Annotated in this window: 21 protein-coding genes; 9 read left to right on the forward strand and 12 right to left on the reverse strand. The window is 48.0% G+C overall.

From position 1 onward, the window contains the following. Nucleotides 1–52: 52 nt before the first annotated feature. A complete protein-coding gene (locus C5O19_RS07710) occupies nt 53–2,260 on the forward strand; it encodes a heavy metal translocating P-type ATPase (protein ID WP_104713956.1) in 2,208 nt (735 codons plus the stop codon). Nucleotides 2,261–2,448: 188 nt separating this feature from the next. Beyond that, entirely contained in the window at nt 2,449–2,658 is a 210-nt protein-coding gene (locus tag C5O19_RS07715) for a heavy-metal-associated domain-containing protein (protein ID WP_104711074.1), read from the forward strand. A 200-nt stretch (nt 2,659–2,858) separates the two neighbouring features. Here the strand turns inward: C5O19_RS07715 and C5O19_RS07720 are convergent, their stop codons facing one another. Together C5O19_RS07720 and C5O19_RS07725 are read right to left on the reverse strand one after the other, a co-directional pair. Beyond that, nucleotides 2,859–4,076, reverse strand: coding sequence for a saccharopine dehydrogenase family protein (locus C5O19_RS07720; RefSeq protein ID WP_104711076.1), 1,218 nt, complete (start codon nt 4,074–4,076; stop codon nt 2,859–2,861). Between the two features lie 152 nt (nt 4,077–4,228). Further along, the gene (locus C5O19_RS07725) at nt 4,229–4,681 is read right to left on the reverse strand and encodes a hypothetical protein (RefSeq protein ID WP_104711078.1); all 453 of its coding nucleotides are present in this window, start codon (nt 4,679–4,681) and stop codon (nt 4,229–4,231) included. Nucleotides 4,682–4,815: 134 nt separating this feature from the next. Here C5O19_RS07725 and C5O19_RS07730 point away from each other — a divergent pair, with 134 nt between their 5' ends. Next, nucleotides 4,816–5,958, forward strand: a complete 1,143-nt coding sequence (locus tag C5O19_RS07730) for a DEAD/DEAH box helicase (protein WP_104711081.1) — start codon at nt 4,816–4,818, stop codon at nt 5,956–5,958. A 38-nt stretch (nt 5,959–5,996) separates the two neighbouring features. Here the strand turns inward: C5O19_RS07730 and C5O19_RS07735 are convergent, their stop codons facing one another. The 8 genes from C5O19_RS07735 to C5O19_RS07770 form a co-directional block, all read right to left on the reverse strand. Continuing rightward, complete coding sequence (locus tag C5O19_RS07735; protein WP_133163324.1) at nt 5,997–6,407, reverse strand: hypothetical protein; 411 nt, start codon at nt 6,405–6,407, stop codon at nt 5,997–5,999. A 34-nt stretch (nt 6,408–6,441) separates the two neighbouring features. Continuing rightward, complete coding sequence (locus C5O19_RS07740; protein ID WP_104711085.1) at nt 6,442–7,086, reverse strand: hypothetical protein; 645 nt, start codon at nt 7,084–7,086, stop codon at nt 6,442–6,444. A gap of 209 nt (nt 7,087–7,295) precedes the next feature. Then, nucleotides 7,296–7,730: a lipocalin-like domain-containing protein gene (locus C5O19_RS07745; protein WP_104711087.1), complete on the reverse strand. Its 435-nt coding sequence runs from the start codon at nt 7,728–7,730 to the stop codon at nt 7,296–7,298. Nucleotides 7,731–7,834: 104 nt separating this feature from the next. After that, on the reverse strand, nt 7,835–8,308 hold the full coding sequence (locus C5O19_RS07750) for a GyrI-like domain-containing protein (protein WP_104711088.1): 474 nt from the start codon (nt 8,306–8,308) through the stop codon (nt 7,835–7,837). Nucleotides 8,309–8,488: 180 nt separating this feature from the next. Next, the gene (locus C5O19_RS07755) at nt 8,489–9,031 is read right to left on the reverse strand and encodes a VOC family protein (RefSeq protein WP_104711090.1); all 543 of its coding nucleotides are present in this window, start codon (nt 9,029–9,031) and stop codon (nt 8,489–8,491) included. A gap of 64 nt (nt 9,032–9,095) precedes the next feature. Then, nucleotides 9,096–9,803 (reverse strand): helix-turn-helix transcriptional regulator, encoded by a 708-nt coding sequence (locus C5O19_RS07760; RefSeq protein ID WP_104711092.1) that lies wholly within the window; start codon nt 9,801–9,803, stop codon nt 9,096–9,098. A 169-nt stretch (nt 9,804–9,972) separates the two neighbouring features. Then, on the reverse strand, nt 9,973–11,871 hold the full coding sequence (locus C5O19_RS07765; protein ID WP_207766389.1) for a CocE/NonD family hydrolase: 1,899 nt from the start codon (nt 11,869–11,871) through the stop codon (nt 9,973–9,975). A gap of 331 nt (nt 11,872–12,202) precedes the next feature. Next, nucleotides 12,203–12,664 (reverse strand): hypothetical protein, encoded by a 462-nt coding sequence (locus tag C5O19_RS07770; protein WP_133163325.1) that lies wholly within the window; start codon nt 12,662–12,664, stop codon nt 12,203–12,205. A gap of 250 nt (nt 12,665–12,914) precedes the next feature. Here C5O19_RS07770 and lepA point away from each other — a divergent pair, with 250 nt between their 5' ends. The 6 genes from lepA (at nt 12,915) to C5O19_RS07800 (ending at nt 19,701) form a co-directional block, all read left to right on the forward strand. After that, a complete protein-coding gene (gene lepA, locus C5O19_RS07775; protein ID WP_104711095.1) occupies nt 12,915–14,705 on the forward strand; it encodes a translation elongation factor 4 in 1,791 nt (596 codons plus the stop codon). Nucleotides 14,706–14,995: 290 nt separating this feature from the next. Continuing rightward, on the forward strand, nt 14,996–16,114 hold the full coding sequence (locus C5O19_RS07780) for a fatty acid desaturase family protein (RefSeq protein WP_104711097.1): 1,119 nt from the start codon (nt 14,996–14,998) through the stop codon (nt 16,112–16,114). Nucleotides 16,115–16,373: 259 nt separating this feature from the next. After that, nucleotides 16,374–18,044 carry a pyruvate dehydrogenase complex dihydrolipoamide acetyltransferase gene (locus C5O19_RS07785; protein WP_104711099.1) on the forward strand — a complete coding sequence of 557 codons (1,671 nt, stop codon included), beginning with the start codon at nt 16,374–16,376 and terminating at the stop codon, nt 18,042–18,044. Nucleotides 18,045–18,216: 172 nt separating this feature from the next. Next, nucleotides 18,217–18,762, forward strand: a complete 546-nt coding sequence (gene hslV / locus C5O19_RS07790) for an ATP-dependent protease subunit HslV (protein ID WP_094811199.1) — start codon at nt 18,217–18,219, stop codon at nt 18,760–18,762. Nucleotides 18,763–18,905: 143 nt separating this feature from the next. Beyond that, nucleotides 18,906–19,265, forward strand: coding sequence for a hypothetical protein (locus C5O19_RS07795; RefSeq protein ID WP_104711101.1), 360 nt, complete (start codon nt 18,906–18,908; stop codon nt 19,263–19,265). Between the two features lie 19 nt (nt 19,266–19,284). Beyond that, entirely contained in the window at nt 19,285–19,701 is a 417-nt protein-coding gene (locus tag C5O19_RS07800; RefSeq protein ID WP_104711103.1) for a hypothetical protein, read from the forward strand. Between the two features lie 30 nt (nt 19,702–19,731). Here the strand turns inward: C5O19_RS07800 and nspC are convergent, their stop codons facing one another. After that, the gene (nspC, locus tag C5O19_RS07805; protein ID WP_104711105.1) at nt 19,732–20,865 is read right to left on the reverse strand and encodes a carboxynorspermidine decarboxylase; all 1,134 of its coding nucleotides are present in this window, start codon (nt 20,863–20,865) and stop codon (nt 19,732–19,734) included. A 140-nt stretch (nt 20,866–21,005) separates the two neighbouring features. Next, nucleotides 21,006–21,971 carry an ADP-glyceromanno-heptose 6-epimerase gene (rfaD, locus tag C5O19_RS07810; RefSeq protein WP_104711107.1) on the reverse strand — a complete coding sequence of 322 codons (966 nt, stop codon included), beginning with the start codon at nt 21,969–21,971 and terminating at the stop codon, nt 21,006–21,008. Nucleotides 21,972–22,108: the final 137 nt, after the last annotated feature.

Raw genomic sequence — 22,108 nt, forward strand, 5'->3', positions numbered from 1 at the left:
AATGCCGAAGCACGCCAGGAAGCCGAACTTTGTATCTGTAATGAAAGTAGTTATGGAAACGCTTGAAACACCCACCGAATCTTTACGTATACCCGTCACGGGCATGAGCTGTGCGGCCTGTGCCCAAAGCGTGGAAACCATACTGACGAAACAGCCCGGCGTAGAAAACACGACGGTCAACTTCGCCGATGAATCCGCCCGTATTGTTTTTAACCCCCAGCAAACGTCCCTGGAAAAGCTACAAAAGGCCGTACAGGGCATCGGCTATGGGCTGATCATTGATGCGGAGAATGCCCAGGAAAAGCAAGCCGAATACAAAGAAAATCGCCTCAAAATATTACAGTCTAACCTGATCTGGTCGGCCCTACTGACGATTCCGGTGGTAGGACTGGGAATGGTTTGGATGGACTGGCCGCCCGCCAATTACCTCATGTGGGGACTAAGTACACCGGTACTTTTCTGGTTTGGGCGGAAGTTTTTTGTCAATGCCGTTAAGCAGGCCCGCTTTGGGCAAACTTCCATGGATACGCTGGTAGCGATGAGTACGGGTATCGCCTATGCGTTCAGCGTATTCAACACGTTATATCCGGAATTCTGGCATCAGCGGGGATTGCATCCACACGTGTATTTTGAAGCAGCGGCGGTAGTAGTGACGTTTATTCTGCTGGGCAAATGGCTGGAAGAACGGGCTAAGTCCAATACGTCTTCGGCCATCAAAAAGTTAATGGGGCTACAACCGCAGACGGTCATACGAATTGAAAACGGCGAGGAAGTGCAGGTGCCACTCGCCGAAGTAGGCGTGGGCGATCGTCTGCTGGTACGGCCCGGTGATAAAATACCCGTGGATGGGCAGGTCAAATCAGGCCATTCGTACGTCGATGAGAGTATGATTTCGGGAGAACCCATTCCCGTTGAAAAAACGAAGGGGACCAAGGTATTTGCCGGAACCGTCAATCAGCAGGGGAGTTTTCATTTCATTGCTCAGAAAGTGGGCAGCGATACCTTACTGGCTCAGATCATCCGGCAGGTACAGGAAGCTCAGGGGAGTAAAGCTCCCATTCAGCGGCTGGTTGATAAAATTGCGGGCATTTTCGTTCCAGTAGTCTTAGGAATTGCCGTACTGACGTTTCTGGTATGGTGGCTGATAGGGGGTGAAAACGCCCTTACGTACGCCCTGCTGAATGCGGTTACGGTACTGGTCATTGCCTGCCCCTGTGCTCTGGGACTGGCCACGCCCACGGCGATTATGGTTGGGGTAGGAAAGGGAGCCGAAAACGGAATTCTAATCAAAGATGCCGAAAGCCTGGAGCGAGCCTACCGCATGGATACCCTCATTCTGGATAAAACCGGAACGATCACTGAAGGCAAGCCCAGCGTAACGGATAGCCAATGGAACGACGAAGCCTGGAAACCTGTCTTGCTAGGCCTGGAAAGTCAATCGACGCATCCACTGGCTCAGGCTATTGTACAAGCTCTGAAAGCAGAGAAAGTAAAACCAGCCGCAGTGCCGGCTTTGGAAAATGTACCCGGGAAGGGCATCCGCGGTCAGGTAGAAGGCGTAGTGTTTCGGGCGGGAAGTCCCCGCTGGATGGAAGAAGAAGGTGTAGTACTAGACCATTGGCCCGTAGAGCAGTGGCAAAATCAGGCTCGTACGGTAATTGTATTGGCCCGGGAGCAGGAAGTGCTGGCCGTACTGGCGATCAACGACCCTATCAAAGCCCATTCAAAAGAAGCCATTACGCAGTTGCGAAAACAAGGCGTGCAGGTACTCATGCTGACGGGTGATAATGCCCAGACGGCCGCTCAGGTGGCGTCAGAAGTGGGGGTGACCGAATTCCGGGCGGAAGTGCTACCGGGTGATAAGGCCGAGGTGGTGAAAGCATACCAGAGCCAGGGAAAGGTAGTCGCCATGGTAGGAGACGGCATCAACGACTCGCAGGCGTTGGCTCAGGCCGATGTAAGCATTGCGATGGGGCACGGCTCGGATGTGGCGATGGACGTAGCAAAAATGACGCTGATTTCGGGAGACTTACTGCAATTACCCAAAGCACTACGAATTTCCCGACTGACGGTACACGCCATTCGACAGAACCTGTTCTGGGCATTCATTTATAATATCATCGGTATTCCCATTGCCGCTGGGGTATTGTACCCGTTGAACGGATTTTTACTGAATCCGATGATCGCCGGAGCAGCCATGGCCCTGAGTTCAGTATCCGTTGTAATGAATAGTCTGCGATTGAAGTATCGGAGGGTGTAGGGGTTAATTTTGAATGAATGATAGAATGAGTAAATAAATAAATGAGGGAGCAGGTTAGATGTTTTTAGAGTACTAATAAGTAAGGTGTCTAACTGAAAACAGAGAACTAAAAACTGTAAACGAACCCGGGACTTAACTGAAAATAGAAAACCACAAACCGCAGCGGCGGACCGCTGAAAACTAAACGCATGGAAACGATTCAATTCAAAACCAATATCAACTGCAGCAATTGCGTAGCCAAAGTTTCTCCGTTTCTGAATCAGGAAGATTCGATTGACAACTGGAAAGTGGACACCAATAATCCGGATAAAATTCTGACGGTAGAAGGAGAAGAGCTGGATGCGGAAGCCGTCATCCAAACCGTCGAAAAAGCTGGTTTCAAGGCGGAATTGCAATAATATGAGGCAGGTTCTTACCTGCCTTCATTGTATAACTATGGGTGAGAGTACGGCAATTGGAAACGGCCAAAGGGCGGGTACAGGTTTCCAAACCTGTACCCGCAAACGCTACCAGTCTAGCCCGTATGTAATGTGGGGATCGAGAATAACACCCATCAAACATAAAAAAGCCGATTCCCTAAAGAATCGGCTTTTTTATTCTATTGCTCTACGGACAACGGTTCATTCACCGCTTCGTGCCAGGGCAAACCGTGTTTATTCAACAAATCCATAAACGGATCGGGATCCATCTGCTCACAGTTCCAGACGCCGGGTTGCATCCACACGCCGTCGCACATCAGCTTGGCTCCGATCATGGCGGGAACACCCGTCGTGTAGCTTACGCCCTGAGCCTGGGTATCCTTGTAGGCATCCTGGTGCTTGCAGTTGTTCCAAACGAAGTAGGTTTTTTCCTGGCCATCTTTACCGATACCCCGAATCTGGCAACCGATAGATGTTTCACCCGTATAATTTTCGCCCAGCGTACCGGGTTCGGGTAGTAAAGCTTTCAGGAATTCCAGCGGAACAATATCCATACCCTGGAACTTGATGGGCTGAATGCTGGTCATGCCCACATTTTCAAGCACCTGCAAGTGGGTGATGTACTGCTGACCAAACGTCATCCAGAAACGAGCCCGCTTCAGGGTTGGGAAGTTCTTAACTAACGATTCTAGTTCTTCGTGGTACAGAACATAACTTTCTTTAAGACCAACGTTTGGGTATTCGATGGGCTTATGGACGCTCATAGCGGGGATTTCCACCCATTCGCCATTCTCCCAGTACCGACCCGGCTGCGTAATTTCCCGGATGTTGATTTCGGGGTTAAAGTTGGTAGCAAAGGCTTTTCCGTGATCACCGGCATTGCAGTCCACGATGTCGAGGTACTGCATTTCCGAGAACTGATGCTTATTTGCATACGCTGTAAACACCTGCGTTACGCCCGGATCAAAACCGCAACCCAGCAAGGCCATCAGTCCAGCTTTCTGGAAGCGATCCTGATAGGCCCATTGCCAGGAGTACTCGAACTTCGCTACGTCTTTGGGCTCGTAGTTGGCCGTATCCAGGTAATGCACACCCGTTTCCAGACAGGCATCCATGATGGTCAGATCCTGGTAGGGCAGAGCCACGTTAATGACCATGAAGGGTTTGAAGTCGTTGATCAAAGCAACCAGCTCAGCTACATTGTCAGCGTCCACTTGGGCTGTCTGAATGGGCGTAGGGAGGCCATGCTCACGAGCTTCGGCGGCAATTTTATCACACTTGGACTTGGTACGCGAGGCCAGCAGGATTTCGCTAAAAGAATCCGGATTCATGGCTACTTTCTTAGCAACCACATTGCCTACGCCACCGGCACCAATAATTAAAACTTTCTTGCTCATTTTCAGTAGTGTATGAACGATACGTGATGGAAAAGTTCGGTTTTAGATGATGAAAAAGTGAAAATACAGGCTTTAAAAAGGGTATTCCCACGGCATTTCCGGCTCACTGGCCGCAAAAATAGTAGTTCCGTTGGAAATGGATGGCTTTCAACTCAGGATCGCAAAAAATTATAACACCAGACCACGCCAGCAACGAAAAAATAATGGGCGAGGAAAATGGCCGTCAGGTACGCTGAAAGTTTCAAATCCGGCGATTTCGGGTGGATTTTAAAGAAAGACCACCAGAAAATCACTGCCAGAATACCGCTCACCGTACCTAAAATCAGGATACCCCAGAGATTGGGCTGCAGGACTTCTTCCGACCAAAGCCAGCCGTACGCCAGTGCAAACGCAAAGCCTACCGCATAGTGAGCAACGGTCCCTACCGCAACGGCCAGCGGTGAATACGACAGTTCACCCGAAGGTTTGGTTTGAAACGTCAGAAGCGTTCCTAAGACATTAATAACTTTCGTTTTGTAATCCGTCAGAAAACTCATCAGGTACATAAACAACGTCATGAGCGACGTGCCAGCAATGCTGGCAACCAGAAGTTCGGAGATATTCATAGGTGGAATGGATCGTTTTTCAGGGAAAAAGAAAGAACTGTTCCACTAAAGCTTAACGGGGGAGGCTTTGACCCCATCCACCCCTGCTCTGGATAATCCATCGTATATTTGGCCTTTCATCGTACCCGAATTCTATGTCATTTGCCAATCTTGGTCTTTCCGAACCCCTGCTAAAAGCGATCGCTGAACAGCAGTATACACAAGCGTATCCCATTCAAAAAGAAGCAATTCCGGCGATTCTGGCGGGAAAAGACCTCTTTGGGATTGCGAAAACCGGTTCGGGAAAAACGGCCAGTTTTGCTTTGCCCATTCTGGAACTCTTTCAGCAAAAGCCTTCGACTCGCAACCGTTCGCCCAAGGCCCTGGTGCTGGTGCCCACCCGTGAGCTGGCGATGCAGATTGCCGAAGTTTTTCAGACGTTTAGTACCCGCCTTCCCCGAAAAATAAGAACGCTGGCTGTATACGGAGGGGTGTCGATCAATCCCCAGATGAAGGCGATGTTGGGTACGGAGATTCTGGTAGCCACGCCGGGTCGTCTGCTGGATTTGATGCAGAACAAAGCCATATCGCTGGCTGAAGTAGAAATGTTGGTGCTCGATGAAGCCGATAAAATGCTGAATCTGGGTTTTGCGGAAGAGATGAAGCAGATCTTCGCCCGCTTACCCCGCAAACGCCAGAGCCTATTGTTTTCAGCTACGCTGGGTGATGCCATTGAAGGTATTAACCAGCAATTGCTGAATAATCCGGTAAAAATTGAGATCGTTGAAGAAGAACAAAACCTGGATTTAATTCAGCAGGTAGCGTATCGGGTGGCGGACGAACGCAAAGGCCCTTTCCTACGGTATCTGATCAAGAGTCAGGATATGCGGCAGGTACTGGTCTTCGTTTCGTCCACGCGTACGGCGGATAATCTGGTCGTGAAACTGAATAAAAACGGCATCCAGGCGTACGCCATGCATAGCCAGAAAAGTCAGGGAGCCCGGGTGCAGGCCCTAAGCCGGTTCAAATCCGGAGAAATTCGGGTACTAGTGGCAACGGACCTGATTGGCCGGGGAATCGACATTCAGTTTCTTCCCTACGTGATCAATTACGAGTTACCCCGTTCGCCCAAGGATTACGTACACCGAATTGGCCGTACCGGACGAGCGGAAGCCTCCGGTGAAGCGATTTCGCTTATCACCCCCGAGGACGAACATCACTTCAAGATCATTCAGAAGAAAATGGGAAAACGCGTTGAACTACGCGAAAGTGATGAGGTGAATTTACACGGGTATTGATTTGCTACTTTACACGTATTCTGATAGTCAGCCCGGGTTTATTCCACTCGAATGGAATCGGTTTGTACGGGAAAGGGTGGCTTGTTGGTATGAATAATATAAGTCCCTTTTTGTGGCGGTACAAACGTGAAGATGGTATCGGTTACGACTACTGCCTGTGAACAAACTTCGTTACGGTTGACGTACCCTGCGTTAGCCTGTAGACGATAGGTAAACGCACTTTCTTTTTCCAGCAACAGGATCATATCCTGATAACAAGGACTAGGCTCTTCCACCCTAATTTTTATAGGAATCGGCTTGGAAACCTGACCCGTTTTAGGAAGTAGAGTTACTCGAGCAAAAACGGGTTCGATCCGCAGGGTAAACGAATCAATGGAACGTTCACAGGCCATCAGACTCAGGGCGGTGAGAAGTACTAGCCAATACTTTTTCATCAATGGATAATTCATAACGTGGTAGATTGAATGAATTCTGTAGCTTGAATTACGGGCAGGATTGGTTGTAGAACACCACGCGTTCACCCAATTCTTTCCAGTCCCGACGCGTCGCCTTCGGAAAACGCTCCAGGAACGCAGGACAATCGGACATCGCTTTTTCGTGAATTTGCTCAATGTCCGCAGGACGGGCCAGGAAAAACTCGCGGTCGCTTTTCACCAGAATATAGCTGAGTTCCTGTTCCCGGCTAATGGTGAAATTGCCGAAGGTAAATCCCGGCGAATTTTTCCAACCCGAAGGATCGAAATACAGAGCCAAGGGGCCGTCAGCTGGCGTTAACCGTTCCAGTAATACTGATTTATCAGTTCTCGGATTCGTAACGCGTTCAAATAGTACATACTCACGTTCGCGGGGAATGCTACCCGTTTGGTACGCAAAATCAGGAATTTGCTGGGCAATTACTCGTAATTCCTGGCCCTTGAATTGCTGTTTTTCGTGATCCGGGATCTGTACGGTTACGCTAGTGGGCGAATCGTTGGTAAGTGAAACAATGCGAACTTCACCCACCAAGGTATCTCCCCGCGTAGTGATAACGAAGCCTTCTACTGGTTGCGTAATGGCCCCAAGAGGCTGGTACTGGGCCCGTGCAATGGTACTGACCAGCAGGGCTAACGTGACAAGAAAATAGTTCATGGCTTTTATGTACCCAAACTTAGTGGGGCTGACGAATAGCTTATAGACGAAGCTGAATGAACTGATAAAAACACCCTCTGAACTGTACTAACCAAAGGAATAAATTGGGTCTACCTAAGAAAAAGCCCGGTACAAACCGGGCTGATTATTAAATAGATATGGTTTGATGGGACCCAGTTGCTGTGCATCCGCGTACCGATAACTACGCTTTAGTTTTTAACGCGAACATACTTCTCAACGATAACGTGATTGATACCCATTTCCTTCACTTCTTCCTTGCCCGTCTGAATAAGCGTATCCTGTTTAATTTCTACAGTAAAATCAAAACTTTTTCCTTCGTACGGTCGGTAACTACAGTATTCTACCTGTTCCGTATACCGATCTCCTTCGTGGGTATAGGTGCCGCCGCCGGCCACAAAGGAGGCAGACGTAGAATCTTTCCCGCCGTTCGTATCGTGATTCAGGAATGAAAAATGAGTCGCATTCAGAATTTTGATCATTTTTTTACCGGACCAGTCATCCGTAGTGGTTCGACCATTTTCGATTTTGGCGGAAGATACCAGTTGCCAGGTTCCCTGAAGGTCAGAATGGGATTGGCAAGCGGTCAGGCTTAGTAGGAGAAAGCCAGCGAGGGAGAATTTCATTGGTTTAGAAAGGTTTGAGAACAGGGGCGAAGTAACGAAAAATATCCTGCTCATTTGCTCACACCGATTGTAAATCGGATGAGCAAATGAGCAGGATATGACGGTTACAAATCGGTGCGAGCGGAGTCGTTTAGAGCAATGTAAATAGCAACAACTTCGTCCTCTGGATTATTGGTTGTATATACTTCAAAGTCAGTCGTATAGTTTCGATTGAGATTCGTGTTCCAGATTCTTAGCCACTGCTGATAGACAATGCCTTCGCTGAGTTTTCCCGCTGTCTTAAATACGCCGTAGGTGCCGCCTGCTACCGTCTTCCCCACAAACCCTTCCGGAACATGGTCCAGCGAACGAACTTTACAGCCGAGTAAGGCAGTATAAGGCTTAGTATGGTCCTGTTCGTAATCGGTGTAGAGACAATGCAGGGTAGAGTCTAATGGGTTAGGAATCTGACTGATGAGGTTTTTCGATAAAAATTGCTTCCATAAAGTGCCCATATCTAAGGCTGCCTGACCGTTTTCGTTCGTCGTGCGAACGGCGAGGCCCACAAAATAGAAAGGTTCGATGGTGACGATGTTCATAAGCGATAACATTGTTGAATGACATCGCCAAGGAGCGGGGCAGCAATGACAGCCCTATGTCAGTAGGAAATAGAAGTTTGCTGAAAGTTCGTTGCCCCGGTTTGTATCCGCTCCGCTCGTCCCGATTTATAACCGTCATGGAAGGATCGGGATGGAGTGGTTTTACGTCCGAAATGCTATTTATTCGCTGGATATATTGTTGAAAAAGTCTTTTTGACGGAGTAAAGCCTCGTGCAAGGACTGCTGGATATAGGCTATTCCGGCCACAGCTTCCGGCGTAGAAGCTCGTTGAGCAATGGCTTCCGGATTGGTAAAATCAACGTCTTCCGTACGCTGATTAATCCACCAGAGATTGCCGAAAGGATCTAGAAGCCGGCATACTTTTTCGCCAAACCACAGCGTCGTTGGGGCCGTTACTGATGTGGCTCCCTGTTGAAGGGCCTTCTGATACGTATGCTCTAGGTCTTCCACATAGACATTCAAAAAGCTTGGCGTAGGGCCCCAACCTGCTCTGGAATCGAAAAGCATGACGAGTGCATTGCCTAGTTTGACTACCACGTGGATGATGTCCCCAGCTTCATTGCATATCCTGCTATTGGGAATTTCTTCTGCGTCAAAAACAGCCTTTAAAAACGTAATCAAGTCAGCGGAAGAGGTGGAGATAATCCAGGGAGTAACGGACGTATAATGCTCGGGTACGGTTTTGATTTTTGGATCGTTCATGTCTTTGTTTTTTAATGTTGACACGAAACAACCCATGGGTACTGACAGCCGTATGTCAGGGGTACTAAAATTTACTTTTGTAGTGTTCCAGATATTCCTGTAAACTCATTTTATGCGGGACAAACGTCTCGTTAGTAATAGTCAGCTTTTGAATTCGATCAAAGCGAAAAAGCCGGAAGTCCTGACGAAGCCGACACCAGGCAATCAGGTACCAGCTTTGACCGAGATTGTTAATGAGAGCAAAAGGCTCAATCAGACGATGCGTTGCTTCATGATTTCCAGGGGAGTAGTAATCAAGCTTAATAACCTGGAAATGCGTCAAAGCTAGCTGAACGTTGGACAAAAAATCACTGACACTTTGTTCGTTACCGGTTTCCTCAAAGGCCACGCGTTCCGAAAGAATGGAAGCCTTGTCTCTCGCACTGTTTCGCAATACGGATTTTATTTTCGTAATGCCATCTGCATAATGCTGGGTCAGGGACGAATCTTTGTTCAACAACACCAATTTCTCCGCCGTAATGAACGCATTAGCTTCCTGTTCCGTAAACATGATCGGAGGAAGTCTATACCCTTCCAACAGCGAATAGCCTTTTCCCTCTTCCGTCACGATCGGTACGCCTGCTTCTTCCAACGTTCGAATATCCCGATAAATCGTTCTGACGCTGACTTTGAACCGGGTGGCAAGTTCCGTAGAGGTAAGTAAGCGTTTGGATTGTAATTGCGTAAGTAAGGCGATTAATCGGGAAAGTCGGGACGTGTCTTGAGCTTTCATGGGCTTATGGGAAAAGCGAAGAGTAATACTATACTGCTCATCCTAATTTAATGATCAGGGTGGAGGTTTTCGCGTCTGAGACGCTTGACCAAAAATGCCCCGATTACAAATCGGGGCAAGCAGAGGACGGAGATTTCTCCGTCCTTTCCTAACGTCAGCTATATCTGCCTTACTTGACCACCCGCACCTTCACATGCGAAGCTTGCTTCGGCGACGCATACACCCGGTGCGTAGCTTTCTGGAAATCGGATTCGCTGGCTTTGTAAATGTTGACGAACTTCTGCGGGTTACGGTCTACGAGCGGGAACCAGGAGCTTTGCACCTGTACCATGATCTTGTGACCTTTCTTGAAGCAGTGAGCGGCGTCCTGCATGTCAAATTTTACTTCCGTTACCTGATTTGGAACCATGGCTTCGGGTTTGGAGAAGCTCTTGCGAAACTTCGAACGCATCACTTCGCCGCGTACCATTAATTGAAAGCCACCCATTTTCGTACCTGCAATCGGACTGTTATTAGGAGCATCTCCGGGGTACACATCGATGAGTTTCACCACAAAATCGGCATCCGTACCGGTGGTCGATACAAACAGGTCGGCCATCACATTTCCGGAAATAGTAACGTCTTCCGTTAGTACCTCCGATTCGTAGACGAGCACGTCGGGACGCGTGGCAGCAAATCGCTGATCTTCGTACATGAAGTCAGCTCCGCGAATGATTCGAATCTCATTTGTAAAGGGTACAGGTTTGTCCGGATCACTGAGGTACTCCATAAAGGAGTTCGCTTTAGGAGCATCGAAGGACAGTTTGCCATTAGGGTGGAAGTACAGATTCTTTTGCTCCGACTGTTTCGGCGGCCAGGCGTCGTACTGTTTCCATTGGTTCGAGCCTGTTTCAAAAATGTACGCTTTCGGCAGCTTCGGATCAGCTTGATCTTTCAGGTGATGATTGAAAAAGGCCAGCTCAATGTTTTCCCGGTAAAAAGGACCCGTATCTGAATCAAAACGAATATTACCCAAGACATCGCCCTTAACGCGTGACCATCCGCCGTGAATCCAGGGGCCCATTACGAGAAAATTCTCGGTCTTCGGACTGTTCTTTTCAATCCCTGCAAAAGTTTTTAGGGGTCCGTACAAATCTTCCTGATCAAACCAACCGCCTACGGTCAGAATCGCGGGCTTCACATTTTTCAGGTGAGGCACTGGCGTACGAGCCTCCCAGAATCCGTTGTAGCTTTCGTTCTCCATCATCTGATTCCAGATGACGTTGGTACCCTTGAAAATTTTCTCATTAATATTCTTAATGGGGCCTAGATTCTTATAAAATTCGTAGGAATCCGGCGTTCCAAAGGCACTGAATTGCGGAGTCGTCTGGGTCGTTGGTTGGGGGCGAGGGGCTCCGTACGACGATAAAAATGAAAAGGTACCCATCAGAAAAAAGGCTCCGTTGTGGTGTCGGTCGTCACCCATGAACCAGTCCGTTACCGGAGCCTGCGGCGAGGCCGCTTTCAGGGCGGGGTGAGCGTCGATAGCAGTCATGGTCGTGTAAAAACCGGGAGCCGAAATACCCCAGGTTCCTACCTTGCCGTTATTGGTCGGCAGGTTTTTCAAAAGCCAGTCGATGGTATCGTAGGTATCCGAACTTTCGTCTACGTCCGTCTTTTTAGTTTTGTTGGGATTAAATGGTTTTACCGCCACAAAGTCTCCTTCAGACATGTATTTGCCCCGAACATCCTGATAGACAATGATGTAACCTTCCCGGGCAAAAAGCATGGAAGGGCCAATACTCGTTTTGTACTTATCCTCGCCGTAGGGAGCCACGCTATAGGGCGTGCGATCGAGCATGATGGGGTACTTCTTCGATTCGTCCTTGGGAATATAAATGGACGTGAAAAGTTTCACGCCGTCCCGCATCGGAATCATCCGTTCCAGTTTGGTATAATGCTGACGAACGTACAGTGAATCGGTTCGGGTAGTCGTTGCCCCTTGAGCGGAAACAGACTGCATCGAGGCCGTTGTCAAAGCCATCCCCATCAGCAGGGCCAGTGAAATTTTTCTGAATTGGTGCTTCATTGGATAAAGATTAAGTGTGCATTGGGAAGAAAAAGAAGCGTATTAGGATTTGAGAAGGGAGGGGAGTTTGATAAAGTTTGATGTTTGAAACGTTTAAGGTTTGATGGGCTTAACAAGCCGGGTACTATTCTCCGTTGACCAAAGAACCCTAGCGGAATTCAATCTGATTAGCCCGGGATGCAATCCCGGGAATGTTTATGCATCACATCTAGACCTTAACTTTACCCGAAACCTTATCTAATGATCCAGAAAAAATAATTACAATTCAAACATTCAAACATTCAAACATTCAAACATTCAAACATTCAAACATTCAAACATTCAAACATTACTATCTCGTCAAGGCATCCCGGTTTCGAATCCAGACCGCCTGTTGTAACCGATTATTGGCCTGACCGCTGACGACCCCGTTGCCCAGCCCAATGGCAATACCGGCTCCCCACCAGGCCCAGTAGGCATTACTGCCCCGGTTGCTTACGCTGGTAAGTCCAACAATCGTGGTGCCGAGCGAGGCTACCGTCAGAATCGAAGAAATGGTACGCAGCTTGCGATACGCTTTGTATTCGGAAAGTCCCGCAGTTGAGAACTCGAACTCCCGCTCCAGATTCTTCTGCCGAATACCTGATGCATAGGCCCGTCCGCCCTTGGCAAAGCGGGTACCGTTACCGAATACAAAAATGGTTTCGCGGTCGTAAGCTCGCCGCAGACTGTCTTTTTGAAAATCCGCCGGGGTTTGGGCCGAAGCTGTACCGAATCCCGCCAGCAAAAGACCTACTAGTACTATCCGTTTCATGAAGTCGTCTAAAAATCCATTTGCAATATCGGAGGCAAGCGTTGATTTTCTAATGAGAATACGATTTCTCCAAAACATTCCGGGGCTTTTGGCGGGAGTATTGCGACTTTTCGGTAGATTGAGTGTATTTTTGGAGATTCGAACGGAAAGACGAAGTGGGAACGAAAGGTACCCATACATTTTCCGGATCGATAAAGTAGCTTAAAGCCAGCAAGCCAACAGCCCAAAGCTGTTCAACTGACCATAACACGTGAATAACATTCGCAATTTCTGCATCATTGCCCACATTGATCACGGCAAGAGTACTTTGGCAGACCGTCTGATCGAACAAACCCAAACCGTATCTCAGCGACAAATGCAAAATCAGTTGCTGGATGATATGGATCTCGAACGCGAGCGGGGGATTACGATCAAGTCGCACGCCATTCAGATGGATTACAAATTTGAAGGGCAGCAGTACGTACTCAACCTGATTGATACGCCGGGCCACGTCGATTTTAGTTATGAAGTAAGCCGCTCCATTGCTGCCTGCGAAGGAGCGTTGTTAGTCGTGGATGCCTCTCAGGGAATCGAAGCCCAGACCATCAGTAACCTGTATCTGGCCTTAGGACACGACCTGGAGATTATTCCGGTATTAAATAAAATTGATTTACCGGGTGCCATGCCCGAAGAAGTATCCGACCAGATTGTGGATCTGATTGGCTGTGAGCGTTCGGATATTATCCATGCATCTGCCAAAGAAGGCATCGGTATCGCTGAAATTCTGGCTGCCGTTGTCCATCGGATTCCCGCTCCTAAAGGCGAACCCGATGGAGCTTTTCAGGGGCTGATCTTTGACTCCGTATTCAACTCCTACCGCGGTATTGAAGTAATCTTCCGCGTCTACAACGGTGAAATCCGAAAGGGTGATAAAGTGAAATTCATGGCGACGGGCCGTGAATACTACGCCGATGAAATTGGCGTACTGCGTCTGGAAAAAGAACCCCGCGACGTTATTAAAACGGGTGATGTAGGGTATCTGATTTCCGGTATTAAAACCGCTAAAGAAGTTAAAGTAGGAGATACCATCACGCGGATGGACCGGCTGGCTGCTGAGGCCATCAAAGGTTTTGAGGACGTAAAACCGATGGTATTCGCTGGGATTTATCCGGTAGATACGAGTGAGTTCGAAGAGCTTCGCGAAGCCATGGAAAAGCTGCAACTCAATGATGCGGCTTTAATCTGGGAACCCGAAACATCGGCGGCTCTGGGTTTTGGATTCCGTTGCGGCTTCCTGGGTATGCTGCACATGGAAATCGTACAGGAGCGTCTGGAACGCGAGTTCGACATGACGGTGATCACCACCGTTCCGTCCGTACAGTTCAATGTGACCACGACGAAGGAGGAGTTACTGAAGGTTTCGGCTCCATCGGAGATGCCCGAGCCCAACCATATTGAGTCCATTGAAGAACCTTTCATTGCCGCTCAGATCATTACGAAGAGCGAGTACGTGGGAGCCATCATGAAGTTGTGTATGGACAAACGCGGCATCCTGAAAAACCAGGTATACCTGACATCCGACCGGATTGAGCTTCAGTTCGAAATGCCGCTTTCTGAAGTCGTATTCGATTTCTTCGATCGTCTGAAAACGATCTCCCGCGGTTACGCTTCGCTGGATTACCAATACCTGGGCTTTAAGGAAGGGGACATGGTGAAACTGGACATCATGCTCAACGGTGAAAAAGTGGATGCTTTGTCAGCCATTGTACACCGGGATAAAGCCTACGAATGGGGTAAGCGTCTGTGTGAGAAACTTCGCGAGTTGCTGCCGCGTCAGCAATTTGAAATTGCTATTCAGGCAGCGATTGGCCAGAAAATCATCGCCCGGGAAACCGTGAAAGCCCTTCGTAAAGACGTATTGGCCAAGTGTTACGGTGGCGACATTAGCCGGAAGCGTAAACTGCTCGAAAAACAGAAGAAAGGTAAAAAACGGATGCGTCAGGTCGGGAACGTAGAGATTCCTCAGGAAGCGTTTATGGCTGTACTCAAGCTGGAAAGCTAGAATTGCCTATCGTAATGATTGATGATCATTATTGGGCTTATACTTGAAAAAAGCTGTTTAAATGGTTTCGTTTTTTAGGTATAAAACGGAGATTTTAAACGATTAATTAAGATCATTGGATAAGTAATACGAAAATACGAGCCCTAAAAAGACTCGTATTTTTTATATACTTTTTAGATATACTTCGTTTTAATTCTAGTATGTTTGAGGAATTGCCTTTTCCACTAACATCAGTACTGTAACTACAACGTACACGTAACCTTATTCATCTACTCCTGAAATTATTCTGAATGTCAAAACTTCGCTTTGTCGACAAACGCCAGTCAACTTTCTTCGCTGATGCCCGTCAGCGAGTCGACGCTTACTTTGAAGAAAACAAAATTTCCAAGCACGCTAACCAGGCCATGTGGAATAAGACTGTCTTTTTTCTGGTCGTATTCTGGGTCCTTTACGGCTTAATCATTTCCAATCAGTTCAACGTTTGGGTAATGCTGGTTTTATCCATTGCCTTGGGTATGACCTGTGCGTTTATTGGGTTTAACATTTGCCACGATGCGGTACACGGCTCATTTACGGACAGTTCAAAACTCAATCGTACGCTGGGTTTGACGTTCAACCTCATTGGTGGTAATCCTTACGTCTGGAGTATCACCCACAACATTGTTCACCACACCTACACGAACATTCCCGGACACGACGAAGACCTGGAGATTGCTCCTGGCCTCGTACGTATCGACGAAGATGAGCCCGTCAATGCCGTTCATAAGTATCAGCACATCTATGCCTTCCTCCTGTATGGATTGGCTTCGCTAAGCTGGGTATTACGCAAAGACTATATCAAGTTCTTCAAACAAAATATTGGTAAGACGCCCAACCGTAGTCATCCCAAGAAAGAATATTTCAATTTATTCTTCTACAAGGCGGTTTATTACACACTATTCATTGTACTGCCCTTGTGCGTGTTGTCTATTACCTGGTGGCAATTCGTCATTGGTTTTCTGGTGATGCACTTCTTTGAAGGACTGGTACTGGGCTTAGTGTTTCAATTGGCTCACATCGTTGAATATACCGAATTCCCTGAACCTAACGGGGATGGTAACATTGAAGAATCCTGGGCCGTACACCAGATGCAAACGACGGCTAATTTTTCCTGTAATAGTTCGCTGGCGTATTTCTTGTGTGGTGGATTAAATTTCCAAATTGAACACCATTTGTTCCCCAAAATCTGTCACATACACTATCCCGAAATTTCCAAGATTGTGAAAGAGACAGCCGCGGACCACGGGATTCAGTATATTGAAAACAAAACCTTCTGGACCGCTCTGCAATCGCACTACCGAGTGCTGCGGAAATACGGCAAGGAGGATTACGCCGTACAACGGATGAAGATGGTTCCCGTTCAGGCCTAACGAAAAAAGAGAGAAATCAGCCCCTGACTTCTCTCTTTTTTTGCTTTCTTTGGGCATTCATAGCCGCTGGTAGTTCGCTGAAGAAGCTCAAAACGCTGAATCAAAAGATCGCTTTAAGCTCATAGATAATTTTGTTGCGGGGAACGTCCTGAGAATCAAGTATGTTGGAAAACTTAACGGATCTACGTGCCGAATTCTGAGAATCAGACGTATTTTTGACCCGCAATTCTGTTCCTAAACCCTTTCCGTTAGTTTACACATGGCAGAAGTAATTCGTATGCCCCTTTTGAGTGACACGATGACTGAAGGGGTCATCGCTGAGTGGCTCAAAAAAGTGGGCGATACCGTTAAATCCGGAGATATCCTGGCCGAAGTTGAAACCGATAAAGCCACGATGGAACTGGAAAACTACGCAGATGGTACTCTTTTATACGTAGCTGCCGACAAAGGGCAGGCTGTAGAAGTGAATGGAGTACTGGCTGTGGTAGGCAAACCCGGAGAAGATTATCAGTCTCTGCTCGATGGCGGCTCTGCCAATGGCTCCGCACCGGCTGAGGAAAAAACCGAAGCTCCAGCCGCTGAACCGGCTCCCGCTGCTCCGGCCGCTCCTGTAAAATCAGAAAGTAAAGCAGTGGATCTGTCGAGCATCAAAGCGACGGCTGTCCGCATGCCCTTACTGAGTGATACGATGACCGAAGGCGTGATTGCCAACTGGGTCAAAAATGTAGGAGATAAAATTAAGAATGGTGACATCCTGGCCGAAGTCGAAACCGACAAAGCCACGATGGAACTGGAAAACTACGAAGACGGTACGCTGTTGTACGTAGGCGTGGAAGCAGGTCAGGCAGCGAAGGTCAACCAGATCATTGCGATCGTAGGCGAAGAAGGAGCCAACTATCAGGCTATTCTCGACGCTGAAAATGGAACGGCTCCCGCAGCTGAAGAAACCAAAGCCGAAGCTCCGGCTGAGGGTTCAAAAGAGCAGGCAGTTGATGCAACGCAATCCAACGATGCTGAAGGCCGTATCAAAGCTTCTCCCTTAGCTAAATCCATTGCTAAAGACAAAGGCATCAACCTTTCTGATGTGACGGGCTCCGGTGAAAACGGACGTATCGTGAAGAAAGACCTCGATACCTTTACACCAGCGGCGAAAGAAGCCTCGGCTCCGGCCGCAGCAGCTCCGGCGGCGGCACCGGCCCAACCGGCCGCTCAGCCACAGAAGCCCGTAGCGGTTCCTGAGCCCGCGGGTGAATACGAAGACCTGCCCGTCTCGTCGATGCGTAAAACCATCGCCCGTCGTTTGTCTGAGTCGCTGTATACGGCTCCGCACTTCTATCTGACGATGGAAATTACGATGGACAAAGCCATCAAGTTGCGTTCACAGTTGAATGAAATATCGCCCGCGAAAATTTCATTTAATGACTTTACCATCAAAGCTGCGGCTCTGGCTCTGCGGGAACACCCCGCCGTGAATGCTTCCTGGTTGGGCGACAAAATCCGTCGGTACAAATACATCAACATTGGTGTAGCTGTAGCGGTGGAAGACGGTCTGGTGGTACCCGTAATCCGCAACTCCGATCAGAAAACACTTTCGACGATTTCTACCGAAGTGAAAGACTACGCCGGAAAAGCCAAGAACAAAAAACTTCAGCCGAAAGATATGGAAGGTTCTACCTTCAGTATCTCGAACCTGGGTATGTTCGGCGTCGAAGAATTCAATCCGATCATCAACTCTCCGGATTCCTGTATTCTGGCCGTAGGCGGAATCAAGAAAACCGTAGCGGTGAATGATGCCGGTGAGTTCTACGCTACTAACATCATGAAAGTAACGCTAGCCTGCGATCACCGATCGGTTGACGGAGCAACGGGAGCAGCCTTCCTGCAAACGTTCAAGCAACTCCTCGAAGATCCGATGCGTATGCTAGTATAGGATAGTTTTTGGTTGATTGTTGTTAGCCATACTGACTACAATTAACTAGAAATCATTTTGATACGGTTCGTTGATAGCGGGAGTGATAACCAACCACTACCAACTATCCACTTACAACTGTGAAGCGGCCCCGGATTTGGATTCGGGGCCGCTTTTTTAACCATGAATAACAATGAAAGAAGCAGAAATTCACTCGACAACCGTACTAGGAGTCGTACATAATGGCGAAGTGGTAGTAGGTGCCGATGGACAGGCTACCATGGGGAATACGGTAGCTAAAGCCAACGTTCGGAAAATCCGGAAATTATCGGGCGGAAAGATTGTTGCTGGATTCGCGGGTAGTACGGCCGATGCATTCACTCTAATTGAACGCTTTGAGGAAAAACTTAACGCCTACGGTCAGAATATGAAGCGGGCGGCCATTGAACTGGCGAAGGATTGGCGTACGGATCGCTACCTCCGAAAGCTGGAAGCCATGCTGATCGTTGCCAATTCCGAAGAGATTCTCATCATTTCCGGTACGGGTGACGTACTGGAACCCGAAAACGGTATTGCCGCCATTGGTTCCGGTTCTAACTTTGCTCAGGCCGCTGCCATTGCATTGAAAAAACACGCGACTAATTTATCGGCTGAAGAAATGGTACGCGAAAGTCTGCACATTGCCGCTGATATCTGTATTTACACGAACCATAACTTGGTGGTGGAAAAAGTAGGATAAACGTACCTGTAGAGTATATAGCTTTGAAAAATGCCAGCGGGAGCTGGCATTTTTCGTTTAGTTGCCTTGAAAAATTACCAGTTCATCCGAAAACATTCCAACGATTTTTTCAAAAAGAGGGTCTTGTACAAAATGAATAATTCATGAAAAAGATTGGAATAATAGTACTAACTGCGCTACTACTGGGCTGTGAAAAAGAGCAGGCGTACGACGCAAGAATCTACGGGAAATGGCGGATGTTTGAATACAGCTATTCACCGGGCGATCGCTTGTATACGGTGCCCGTAGCAGCCGATACGGCAGAGATCATTGAGTTTACTCGCAATGAGAACTTGCTGAACTTAGGAAATGTACCTTCCCAAAAATTTTCGATGGATGATTCCCATCTGACACTGACGGATAAGCAATCTTACAAACTTGCCTATAAACTCAGTCCGGATACGCTATGGATTATACCGCCCTGTGTGGAGGGTTGTCATTCGGCTTACGTACGCGTTCGATGAATTAACTAATCAGGAAGCTATGAAAACCTACGTACTCGTCATAACCCTGCTGATCCTGGCAACGGCCTGCCGGAAAGACCCGCTGGAAGGAATCGAACGAGCGACTGGAGAGGGCATCATCGGAAAGTGGTTGCTGGTCGAACGAGGAGATTGGAATAGAGAATTTTTCACCCACAAAATTCCACTGAGTCCTCCCCAAACCTTACGCTTTCAAAAGGATTCTACGGTAGTAGCTACAGGAGCTGAATTGATAAATTATGCGTCCGTTCGCAGCTATACTACCAACCGTGACTACCTCTACCTAGATCGATCGCCTGCCGATATAAGTGCACAATACCGCGGGAACCGACACGGCTATCGGGTGCAAAATGATACCTTACGGCTCGATCCACCGTGTCAGGAAGGTTGTTCGCTGTGGTTCATCCGGATCCAATAAAATAGGGGCTCTTAAGCCCCTATTTCATAATTAAGAAAGTCGGTCCTTGTAGCTTTCGTAGCCGTAGCTGCGAACAAGTTCAAAGGTGCCGTCCTCCTTCCAGATACCAATGCTGGGTAAATTCACGCCGTTGAAGGTCGTCGTTTTCACCATGGTGTAGTGAATCATATCGTCAAAAACGATCGTGTCTCCTTCCTGTAAATCCGCGTCGAAACTGTAATCGCCCATGTAATCACCGGCCAGACAGGTACTGCCACCCATGCGGTAGGTAGGTTTACCGGCCACGGGGTCTTGGTGAGCCCCAATGATCCGCGGTTTGTAGGGCATTTCCAGGGTGTCGGGCATATGAGCCGAAAAGGATGTATCCAACATGGCCACATTGATTCCCTGAGCATCCACTACATCGAGTACGGTTGAAACCAGTACACCCGTTTGCCAGCCCACGGCTGAACCCGGCTCCATGATAATCTTCAAGTGTGGAAACTTGGCCTTAAACGCTTTTAATACCGAAATCAAATGCTCTGGATCGTAATCGGCCCGCGTAATGAGATGGCCGCCGCCCATATTGAGCCATTTAACCTGCTGAAGTAAATCACCGAACCGTTGCTCGACGTGTACGAGCGTCCGCTCTAGCGTATGCGAATCGTTCTCGCAAAGGGTATGAAAGTGTAGCCCTTCAATTTCAGCGGGCAACTGATCCGGAAATACGGCACGAATCACGCCCAAACGCGAACCCGGCACGCAGGGATTGTACAAATCTGTGGTGACTTCCGAGTACTGCGGATTGATACGAATGCCTACCGATACGCCAGCCGTCGCCGCCTGTTTTCCAAATTTTTCGAATTGACGCCAGGAATTAAAGGTCAGATGCGTAGACCGTTCGATCAGTTCCTCAATCTCATCTTCCCGAATGGCGGGTACGTAGGAGTGAGCCTTCGTTCCCCATTCCTCGTTGATAAGCCGGGCTTCGTTGACGCTACTAGCCGTGGCTCCGGCCAGGTAATTCCGAAGCATCGGGAACGTACTAAACATCGAAAAGCCTTTCAGGGCACAAATGATTTCTACCCCGGCCTGCTGCTGCACGTAGCGAAGCAACTCCAGGTTACGCTTTAATTTAGCTTCTTCCAGTACAAAACAGGGAGAAGGGATCAGATCGTAGTTCATACCGCAAAAATAGAGGAGGCGTTGGGTAATCAGGCCGCCACCATGCCATCATAGTATTAAGTTTTTATAAAACTCTATAAAAAAGAACGCCTGAAGAAAGTTCTCCAGGCGTCGACTTAAAAGTATTGGGTCGTTTTAAACTAAACGTAACGTTCGGTCGTCAAGTAGTTACCTACGTAATCGGCAACGCCTTCTTCCAGCGTGTGGAAGGGCTTTTCATAGCCAATCGAACGGAGTTTACTCATGGCTGCTTCCGTAAAGTACTGGTACGTATCGCGAATGTCGATGGGCGTATCGATGAAATTAATCTGAGGCTCTAGGTTCATGGCTTTGAACGTGTTCGTCACCAGATCCAGGAAAGTACGGGCTTTGCCGCTACCAAGGTTGTAAATCCCCGAATGTTTGCGACTGTACATCAGAAAGAGGCAAACTTCTACCACATCTTTTACGTACACAAAGTCCCGCATTTGTTCGCCATCCTTAAAATCAGGGTTATGCGAACGGAAAAGCTTCATCTGTCCCGTAGCCTTAATCTGCCGGTGAGCGTGCATAATCACCGAAGCCATGCGGCCTTTGTGGTATTCGTTAGGACCGTATACGTTGAAGAATTTCAAACCCGCCCAGAAGAAGGGTTTTTCTTCCTGCTCTAAAGCCCAGATATCAAATTGATTTTTAGAATCTCCGTAGGGGTTAAGAGGCTTAAGCTGAGGAATTAACGTTTCGTTATCCTCGTAACCTAATTCACCCAGGCCGTAGGTAGCGGCCGACGAAGCGTATACCAAAGGAATTTGGTAGGCTACGCATTTACGCCAGATTTGCTTGGAGTAATTAACGTTGAGATGATCAAAAATCTCGTAGTTAAATTCCGTGGTATCCGTGCGGGCACCAATATGAAAAATAAACTCTACTTCATGATAATTCTGATCGAGCCAGTCGAAGAAATGCTCCCGATCAACGTACTCCTGAATCTGTTTATTTTCCAGATTTTTGCGTTTGACAGGATCCGAAAAATCATCAACGGCGATGATAAAGTTGAATTTATCCTGATTTAGCCTTTGGATAAGATTACTTCCAATAAAGCCAGCAGCTCCGGTAACAATAATCATAGATACTCGCAGGGTATGGAGAGATTTCTGATGCGTAAAATATAAGTGAACAAAGGTAGGAGGACTCCCTACGAAAACCTAGTCAAGATTTAATGAATAAATTGGATTTATCTAATAATATCTGTAATGAGTATCGG

The organism is Siphonobacter curvatus (assembly GCF_002943425.1).
GTDB classification, from domain to species: Bacteria; Bacteroidota; Bacteroidia; order Cytophagales; family Spirosomataceae; genus Siphonobacter; species Siphonobacter curvatus.